The organism is Gilliamella sp. Fer4-1 (assembly GCF_001690515.1).
GTDB lineage: Bacteria > Pseudomonadota > Gammaproteobacteria > Enterobacterales > Orbaceae > Gilliamella > Gilliamella apicola_C.
In genome coordinates this window covers 20377-28384 of the sequence record NZ_LZGZ01000023.1, presented here as the reverse complement: position 1 = coordinate 28384, position 8008 = coordinate 20377, and the positions used below count along the sequence as shown (strand labels likewise).

At 34.9% G+C, this 8008-nt stretch carries 9 protein-coding genes; 7 read left to right on the top strand and 2 right to left on the bottom strand.

Features of this window, described 5'->3' with window-relative positions; genetic code table 11:
• A partial coding sequence (locus A9G30_RS00915; RefSeq protein WP_176700816.1) for a cold shock domain-containing protein occupies positions 1-94 on the top strand: 94 nt, incomplete at its 5' end.
• Between the two features lie 141 nt (positions 95-235).
• Here A9G30_RS00915 and gapA read toward each other — a convergent pair.
• Positions 236-1231: a glyceraldehyde-3-phosphate dehydrogenase gene (gapA, locus tag A9G30_RS00910; RefSeq protein ID WP_065567930.1), complete on the bottom strand. Its 996-nt coding sequence runs from the start codon at positions 1229-1231 to the stop codon at positions 236-238.
• 894 nt (positions 1232-2125) lie between these two features.
• Positions 2126-2494 (bottom strand): hypothetical protein, encoded by a 369-nt coding sequence (locus A9G30_RS00905; RefSeq protein WP_065587764.1) that lies wholly within the window; start codon positions 2492-2494, stop codon positions 2126-2128.
• A gap of 153 nt (positions 2495-2647) precedes the next feature.
• Here A9G30_RS00905 and A9G30_RS00900 point away from each other — a divergent pair, with 153 nt between their 5' ends.
• The 6 genes from A9G30_RS00900 to lnt all read left to right on the top strand — a co-directional run bounded on the left by A9G30_RS00900 (position 2648) and on the right by lnt (position 7923).
• A complete protein-coding gene (locus A9G30_RS00900; RefSeq protein WP_065587763.1) occupies positions 2648-3733 on the top strand; it encodes an ankyrin repeat domain-containing protein in 1086 nt (361 codons plus the stop codon).
• 365 nt (positions 3734-4098) lie between these two features.
• Positions 4099-4446: a ribosome silencing factor gene (gene rsfS / locus A9G30_RS00895; protein ID WP_065587762.1), complete on the top strand. Its 348-nt coding sequence runs from the start codon at positions 4099-4101 to the stop codon at positions 4444-4446.
• A gap of 4 nt (positions 4447-4450) precedes the next feature.
• Positions 4451-4921: a 23S rRNA (pseudouridine(1915)-N(3))-methyltransferase RlmH gene (rlmH, locus tag A9G30_RS00890; protein WP_065581445.1), complete on the top strand. Its 471-nt coding sequence runs from the start codon at positions 4451-4453 to the stop codon at positions 4919-4921.
• Positions 4922-4944: 23 nt separating this feature from the next.
• Positions 4945-5412: an rRNA maturation RNase YbeY gene (gene ybeY, locus A9G30_RS00885; RefSeq protein WP_065581446.1), complete on the top strand. Its 468-nt coding sequence runs from the start codon at positions 4945-4947 to the stop codon at positions 5410-5412.
• A gap of 104 nt (positions 5413-5516) precedes the next feature.
• Complete coding sequence (gene corC / locus A9G30_RS00880) at positions 5517-6389, top strand: CNNM family magnesium/cobalt transport protein CorC (RefSeq protein ID WP_065567924.1); 873 nt, start codon at positions 5517-5519, stop codon at positions 6387-6389.
• Positions 6382-7923, top strand: coding sequence for an apolipoprotein N-acyltransferase (gene lnt, locus A9G30_RS00875; protein WP_065587761.1), 1542 nt, complete (start codon positions 6382-6384; stop codon positions 7921-7923). The genes corC and lnt overlap by 8 nt, the downstream gene beginning before the upstream one ends.
• Positions 7924-8008 lie beyond the last annotated feature (85 nt).

The window sequence follows — 8008 nt, the reverse complement described above, 5'->3', positions numbered from 1 at the left end:
TGGCTTTAAAACCTTAGCTGAAGGGCAACAAGTTGAATTTGCGATCCAAGATAGCCCTCGTGGACCAGCAGCAGCTGAAGTTGTTGTTATTTAGTTTATCTAACTAATTTATTTCCATACTAGCAAAACGCTCACCTTAAGGTGGGCGTTTTTTATCCCAAGTAAACCTAAAATTACTCAAAATTTAGCATAAAAAAAGCGACCCCAAAGTCGCTTTTCAACCAATAAATGCTAATTATTTAGAAACAACAGCAATTAAATCTAATACTTTGTTTGAATAACCAACTTCATTATCATACCAAGATACTAATTTAACGAAGTTATCGCTTAATTGGATACCCGCTTTAGCATCAAATACAGATGTACAAACTTCACCTAAGAAATCGGTAGATACAACGTCATCTTCAGTATAACCAAGCACACCTTTCATTGGGCCTTCAGCAGCTGCTTTGATTGCTTTACAAATATCTTCGTATTTAGCTGGTTTTTCTAAACGAGCAGTTAAATCAACAACAGAAACGTCTGGTGTTGGAACGCGGAAAGCCATACCTGTTAATTTACCGTTTAACTCAGGGATAACTTTACCTACCGCTTTAGCCGCGCCAGTTGATGAAGGGATGATGTTTTGAGCCGCACCACGACCACCACGCCAATCTTTATGAGATGGACCATCAACTGTTTTTTGAGTTGCAGTTGTTGCATGAACGGTTGTCATTAATGCTTCAACAATACCAAAGTTATCGTTAATAACTTTAGCTAAAGGGGCTAAACAGTTAGTCGTACATGAAGCATTAGAAACGATATCTTGACCAGCATATTCTTTATCATTAACACCAATAACGAACATTGGCGTGTTGTCTTTTGAAGGACCAGTTAAAACAACTTTCTTGGCACCAGCTTGGATATGTTTACGAGCAGTTTCGTCAGTTAAGAATAAACCAGTTGCTTCAGCAACAACATCAACACCTACTTCGTCCCATTTTAAGTTTGCAGGATCACGTTCTGCAGTAACACGGATTGTTTTACCGTTAACCACTAATTTACCGTCTTTAACTTCAACAGTACCATCAAAACGGCCATGAGTTGAATCATATTTAAGCATGTAAGCCATATATTCAACATCTAATAAGTCATTGATAGCAACAATTTCGATGTCTGAACGTTTTTGAGCAGCACGGAAAACAATACGACCGATACGGCCGAAACCATTAATACCTACTTTAATAGTCATAACAATTACCTTCTTTTTAGTGTTTTTAATGTTAAAAATCTTTCCTGTAAACTATCAAATTTTAAAGACTTATTCAAGAAGATTCCTAATAATTAACCACGATTTGATTAAATAGATTAAAGCATATGCAAACTTTTTGAATTAATACAAATAAAATCATTATGTTATTAAATAATTCTGAATAAAAATCATAAACGCGAAAGAGCGTGAAAAATGAGGCATTCTTGCACTTAAAAATAAGTCAGAAAAATCATTGATTTTATTTAAGTTTTTATTTTTTTGTTTTTTTATAAAAATCACCGATTTTTACCCAACAAACCTAACGCCATACTTACTCAGCCCCAGAATATGCTACCAACTGGTAAGGTGCTATTTGCCGTAATTCAACCTTTTTCGGCCTTTTATCCATTTAAGATCTCTGCGTAAAAAGAGGTGCCTTCATAAGAAAAATAGTTTTATTTTTATTGTTAATTAAAAGAATGCTTGTTTCATCACTAGGGTAGAAAAAGTCTTTCCAGAATCTTATAAAAATATTCACTGGAACAATGGCGCTTGCTTGTTTCCCGAAAAAAATTAATGCGGTATCGGTGAGTTTGTTGTTAAAAAATAACGAGCTTTTTTTGGGGCATTAAAGTCTAAATTCGTTTTTTCTATAACAGAACAAAAGGATGGGGCATTGGGGTTAAATGGGAATGTTGCGTTCCAAAAGCGATTGGATTCTGCTAAGCTGATTCTTCTAAACTAAGGAAAGTAATTTTTCTTTTTTCATCAAGCGATAGCAAGCAATCTTTAGCGTTAATTGGGTATTTTTGTTCATCAATAATTAATTGTTTCTTGTCCATAAAAATATACTTGTTATCCTTTTTTTGTTTATTTTGCTATGCGTTGGGCTATTTATACTGGAAATTTTTTGTTTTTATAAGCCGACCATAAGTGCGTAACTGCCCAGTTATTATATTCTTGAGCAAGAAAACTTTTCGCTATTATTTCTATATCGTCAGATATTTGAGACGCAATTTCAAAATGATTAATTAGTTGAAAAGACAGTTTGAATGCTTTTTCTCTTAATATATTAATAAGTTCGATTTCTTCCTTTTTAAAACTTTTTTTGTTTAAGGTATTAAAGCTATTCACCCATTGATTATCAAACTCAGGTTCATCTCTTAGATCTAATGCTTGGTCTGCATTTAATACTTTTAAAAAATCAAAATTGATTGGATCCGATAAATAATAGTTAATTTCATTAAGTTTGTTATCATTCATTTGGGAAAATTCCTTAAAAAATCTGGCACTATAATGTGTTCTAAAAATACAGTAAAAAATAGAATGTTTTGTTTAATTTACTGTTTTAATTTAGCTAAATTCAGAAAATATATATAATAATAAGTATTTTTACAATATGAAACAGGATTATAAATGTACAACATAAAACACATTGGCAACTTTGAAACGATGCCTGAACCAGCTGTTGCCATATATGAAACAAATATCGAAAAAATGCAAAGTTTATATGATGCCAACTGGGATATAAATGAAAGAATCCACCTTAGTGAATATACAGATATAACACCTTTGGAGCTTGCTGTTGTCACAAATAATTTTACTGTTTTTAAGTGGTTATTAAAAAATAAAGTGTCTTTGGATGTTGGTCGTTTTACCATTATCGAAAAGGCAGCACAATATAGCGATGGTAAAATTATAGATCTTTTGCTAAAAAATAATGCGCTTGATTTTCTTCCCCTAAAAAAATATTCGGAAATATTAATCCGCATTCATTACGGGAAAAATTATGAAAATATAGCGCTATTTGAGCAATACGGAGTAACGGTAAAACAATATGGCGGTGCTGCGCTTAGGTCCAGCGCATCAGATGGAAACATAGAAGAAACAAAAATGTGGATAGAAATGGGAGCCGATGTTAATTATCATCAACCCGATATGGTTTTCCCTTATTTTCCAACACCGTTGATAGAAGCGGTCAGACACGATCACACAGAACTTGCCGAATATCTTATAAAATGTGGAGCCGATATTACCATTACTGATAAATATGGTGATCGCCCATATTCTCTTGCTGCAACGAATAAAAATACAAATTTGATGCAATTGCTAAAATCATTAGAACCAATTGAATGGCATAATGAGCAAGAAAAACTAAAGCGCCTAAAAAGCTATAAAATGCCTGCGGATATGTTGACATATCTTAAAACATCGCCAGGTAAAATTCATTTTTCAGGAAAAGATTGTTATTCAAAATACATGACTTTTTATCATTTTATCGATTTGCTGGAAATGAAATGGAAAAGGAAAAAACTAATTTCTTTGATAGAAGAAGTTGACGGTTATGAGCTATACATTGTTTGGTCTCCAGCAGAAAAGGCAATTTGCTATATCGATCCTGAGCATCAAATATTTGCTAAAATTTGTTCTTGGAAAGAATTTATTAAGCATCCAGAAAAACATGTCAATAATATAATAGATGGGGTGTATGATGATATATAAAGCGATGATCAGATGTTCAAATTTTTTCCATAAGAATTTGCGTCGCCATTGCCGCTAATTTTCCCCAGACAAAATAGTACCTCAAACTGTCGGGGGGCAGATGCTAGCACCGAGCAAGGCATAGCATTAGTCTTTTGGGGGTAAAAAAGGAATTATTCTTCATAAAAAACTAATAAAATCAATTAGTTTTCTGAATGATTTTTTAGCGTAAGAATGTCTGCTTTTTTGGAGAAGACAATAGTGTTTTTATGTTTAGGCTAAGTTATGAACTTTTTACTGAAATGCATAAATTACCTGAAACTGTTTGACAAACTATTTCTCGCCAAATTTTATCATCACCGTTATTTTTAATAATATATGTTATAATGGCGCTTTATTTTTTAATAAGAGAGATTATTTTGCAACAGTCGTTACAAGATTTTATTATCGATAAGATTGATGATTTAAAAGGTAAAGATATTGTTACCCTTGATGTCCGTGGTAAATCAAGCATTACTGATTACATGATTATTTGTACGGGGACGTCTAACCGTCATGTTTCGTCTATCGCCAATCATTTGCTTGATGAAGCAAAAAAACAAGGCCATTTAGTGTTAGGCAGTGAAGGAAAAAGTGATGCTGATTGGGTTGTAGTTGATATGGATTCGGTGATTGTACATATCATGCAAGAAGAAAGCCGCCAGCTTTACGAACTTGAGAAACTTTGGAGTTAATTACGTGAAGATACAGCTTATTGCTGTTGGCAATAAAATGCCAAACTGGGTTACCACTGCTTTTGGTGATTATCAGTCACGATTCCCTAAAGATATGCCTTTAGAACTTATTGAAATCCCCGCAGGCAAGCGCACCAAAAATGCAGATATTGTCCGAATTTTAGATAAAGAAGGCGAGGCAATGCTAGGTGCTTGCGGTAAAAGCAATCGTATTGTAACGCTTGATATTCCAGGTAAGCCTTATACCACGCACCATTTAGCCGAGCAGTTAGAACGCTGGAAAATTGATGGGCGTGATGTGAGTTTATTAATTGGTGGGCCAGAAGGTTTGTCCCCAGCTTGCAAAGCAGCGGCAGAACAGAGTTGGTCACTGTCGCCCTTGACACTTCCCCACCCTTTAGTGCGTGTTATTGTGGCTGAAAGCCTCTACCGCGCTTGGAGCCTAACCGCTAATCATCCTTATCACCGTGAATAATAACATAAGGTAAACAAAATAAGATGAGCGCCATTATTTTAGATTTACAAATTGCTACAAAAGAGCAACAGAATTTACCCAGCGAAGCACAAATTTTGCAATGGTTAGACGTTATTTTACCTCAGTTTATGGATAACGCCGAGCTGACTATCCGTATTGTTGATGAACAAGAAAGCCAGCAGTTAAATTATACTTATCGCCATAAAGATAAACCAACTAATGTTTTATCTTTTCCGTTTGAATCTCCCGTTGAGATTGAGGTTCCTTTATTGGGCGACCTCATTATTTGTAAGCAAGTTGTGGAAACTGAAGCTGTACAACAACATAAATCACTAACCTCACACTGGGCGCATATGATTGTGCATGGTTGTTTACATTTGCTGGGTTATGATCATATTCTTGACGAAGAAGCCGAAGAAATGGAAAATATCGAAATTGATATCATGCAGCAGTTAGGATTTGAAGATCCTTATCAACCCGTTGATGAATAAAAATACTCAATGGGCAGTTTAGTAATTCAATGACAATTTAGCTAACTAAACAAAATATATAAAATAATTTAAATTAATAACAAAGTAAGAAAGGAAAAGAGCAAATGAGTGATGATAATCACCGGAGACCTAAAAAAGGGTTTACATTATGGTTAAGTCAGTTGTTTAATTCGGAACCCAAAGATAAAGAAGAACTGATTGAAGTGATTCGTGAAGCGGAAGAAAACGAACTTATCGATCCCGACACGCTCGATATGATTGAAGGTGTTATGGATATAGCCGAACAGCGCATTCGTGATATTATGATACCCCGTTCACAAATTATCACAATTAAAGACAATTATACCCTCGATGAATGTTTAGATATTATTTCTGAACATGGGCACTCCCGTTATCCTGTTATTAGTGAAGATAGAGATCACATAGAAGGCATTTTATTAGCTAAAGATCTTTTGATTTTTATTCGCCAAGGTGTTGATAATTTTGATCTCAAAAAAATTCTTAGACCAACCGTAGTTGTTCCCGAAAGCAAACGCGTTGATCATATGTTAAAAGAATTTCGGATGCAACGCTATCATATGGCGATGGCAATAGATGAGTTTGGCGGTGTTTCTGGCCTTGTGACAATTGAAGATATTTTAGAGCTTATCGTAGGCGATATTGAAGATGAATATGATGAGGTTGAAGATCGTGATATTCGCCGTTTAACAACCTCAGTCTACACAGTGCGAGCACTAACTCCCGTTGAAGATTTTAATGATATTTTTGCAACTCATTTTAGTGATGAAGAAATGGACACCATTGGGGGGCTGGTCATGCAACATTTTGGTCGATTACCTTTACGTGGTGAGAGCATTACCATTGATGGTTATCAATTTAAAGTCGCCATTGCAGACAGACGACGAATCATTCAATTACATGTCACCATTCCTGATGGTGCAACCGTGCCCAATTTAGAGTTACCTGAAAATGCTTAAACAGATATTATTAAGTATATTTCTTGGTGCAATAGCCGTTTTTAGTTATGCACCTTTTCATATTTGGCCGTTAGCTTTTGTCTCGTTTGCGGGTTTTTTATGGCTTATTGCTGATAAATCTAAAAAACAAGCCATGCTATTGGGATTAACTTGGGGTGTCGGCTATTTTACATCTGGCGTGCATTGGGTTTATATCAGCATAAAACAATATGGAGAATTGCCTCTACCCGTTGCCATTATTATTTTAGGCTTTTTAATCCTGTATTTATCGCTTTATCCTATGCTTTTTGCTTTTCTATTAAGAATGGTAAATCATTTTGCTGGACAATTTTCATTTAAGCAACTAGTACTTGCAGCACCAATGCTTTGGCAAATAACTGAGTTTTTGCGTGGTTATATATTGACTGGATTTGCTTGGTTACAGCTCGGTTATAGTCAACTTGATAGCCCACTGCGAGCCTATTTCCCTATAGGGGGAATAGATTGTGTTACTTTATTGCTTACTATTTTGTGTGGGTTATTTATTTATAGTATTAAGTCAATAACCATCAAAACATCCCGAAAGCACGCAGTTGGTGCGATTATTGCACTGTTTGCGATCTTTATTGCACCAATTTCATTCGGCAATATTAATTGGACTACTGTAGACAAGACGCGTTCGGCTCATTTTGCGTTAATTCAAGGAAATATTTCGCAGTCAATCCGCTGGACAAAAGAACAGCTCAATAACACGTTACAAACCTATACTAAACTTACCTTAGACAATCTAAATAAAAATGAAATTATCATCTGGTCAGAAGCCAGTATCACCGATTACGAAATCAATCAGCAAACTTTTTTGCAATATTTAGATAACCAAGCTAGAGCTCATGATGCTGAAATTGCCGTGGGCATTCTTGATTATCGTTTTGGTGAAGAAGGATATCAATCCAATGGAGATATCTATAATACCCTGTTAGTGCTTGGTGAAAAAGAACCTTATCAATACCCAACAACCAATCGTTATAGAAAACATCATTTAGTGCCTTTTGGTGAGTTTACACCGCTAGAGTCAATACTTGAACCGATTGCTGCCATTCTCGATATTCCAATGTCATCAATGAAACCTGGCGAAACAATACAACCTCAATTACACATAAAAGGCTTTAAATTTACACCCGCTATTTGTTATGAAGTGATTTTATCGAATTTAATCCATCAAAACTTTGCCTCTGATACCGATTTTTTACTTACTGTTTCAAATGATGCTTGGTTTGGCGATAGCATTGGTCCTAAACAACATTTACAGATGGCACAAGCTAGGGCGCTGGAATTTGGCAGACCTTTAATTCGCAGTACCAATACGGGAATTACTGCAATTATTGATGAGCATGGTAATATCGTTAAACAATTACCACAATTTGAAACAGGTGTTTTATCAGCATCTGTATCGCCCACAATAGGTTTAACACCTTATGCAAAATGGGGCACTCTACCCTATTTTGTAATTATGATATTAATGTTTATCTCACTTTTTATAAAACGACGTTCATAATTTACAATACTGGCATAATTATTGCTTATTATATAATTGGATTTAAATAAGTATTGGTGTAATTCGTAGCCATAATATTATGCGA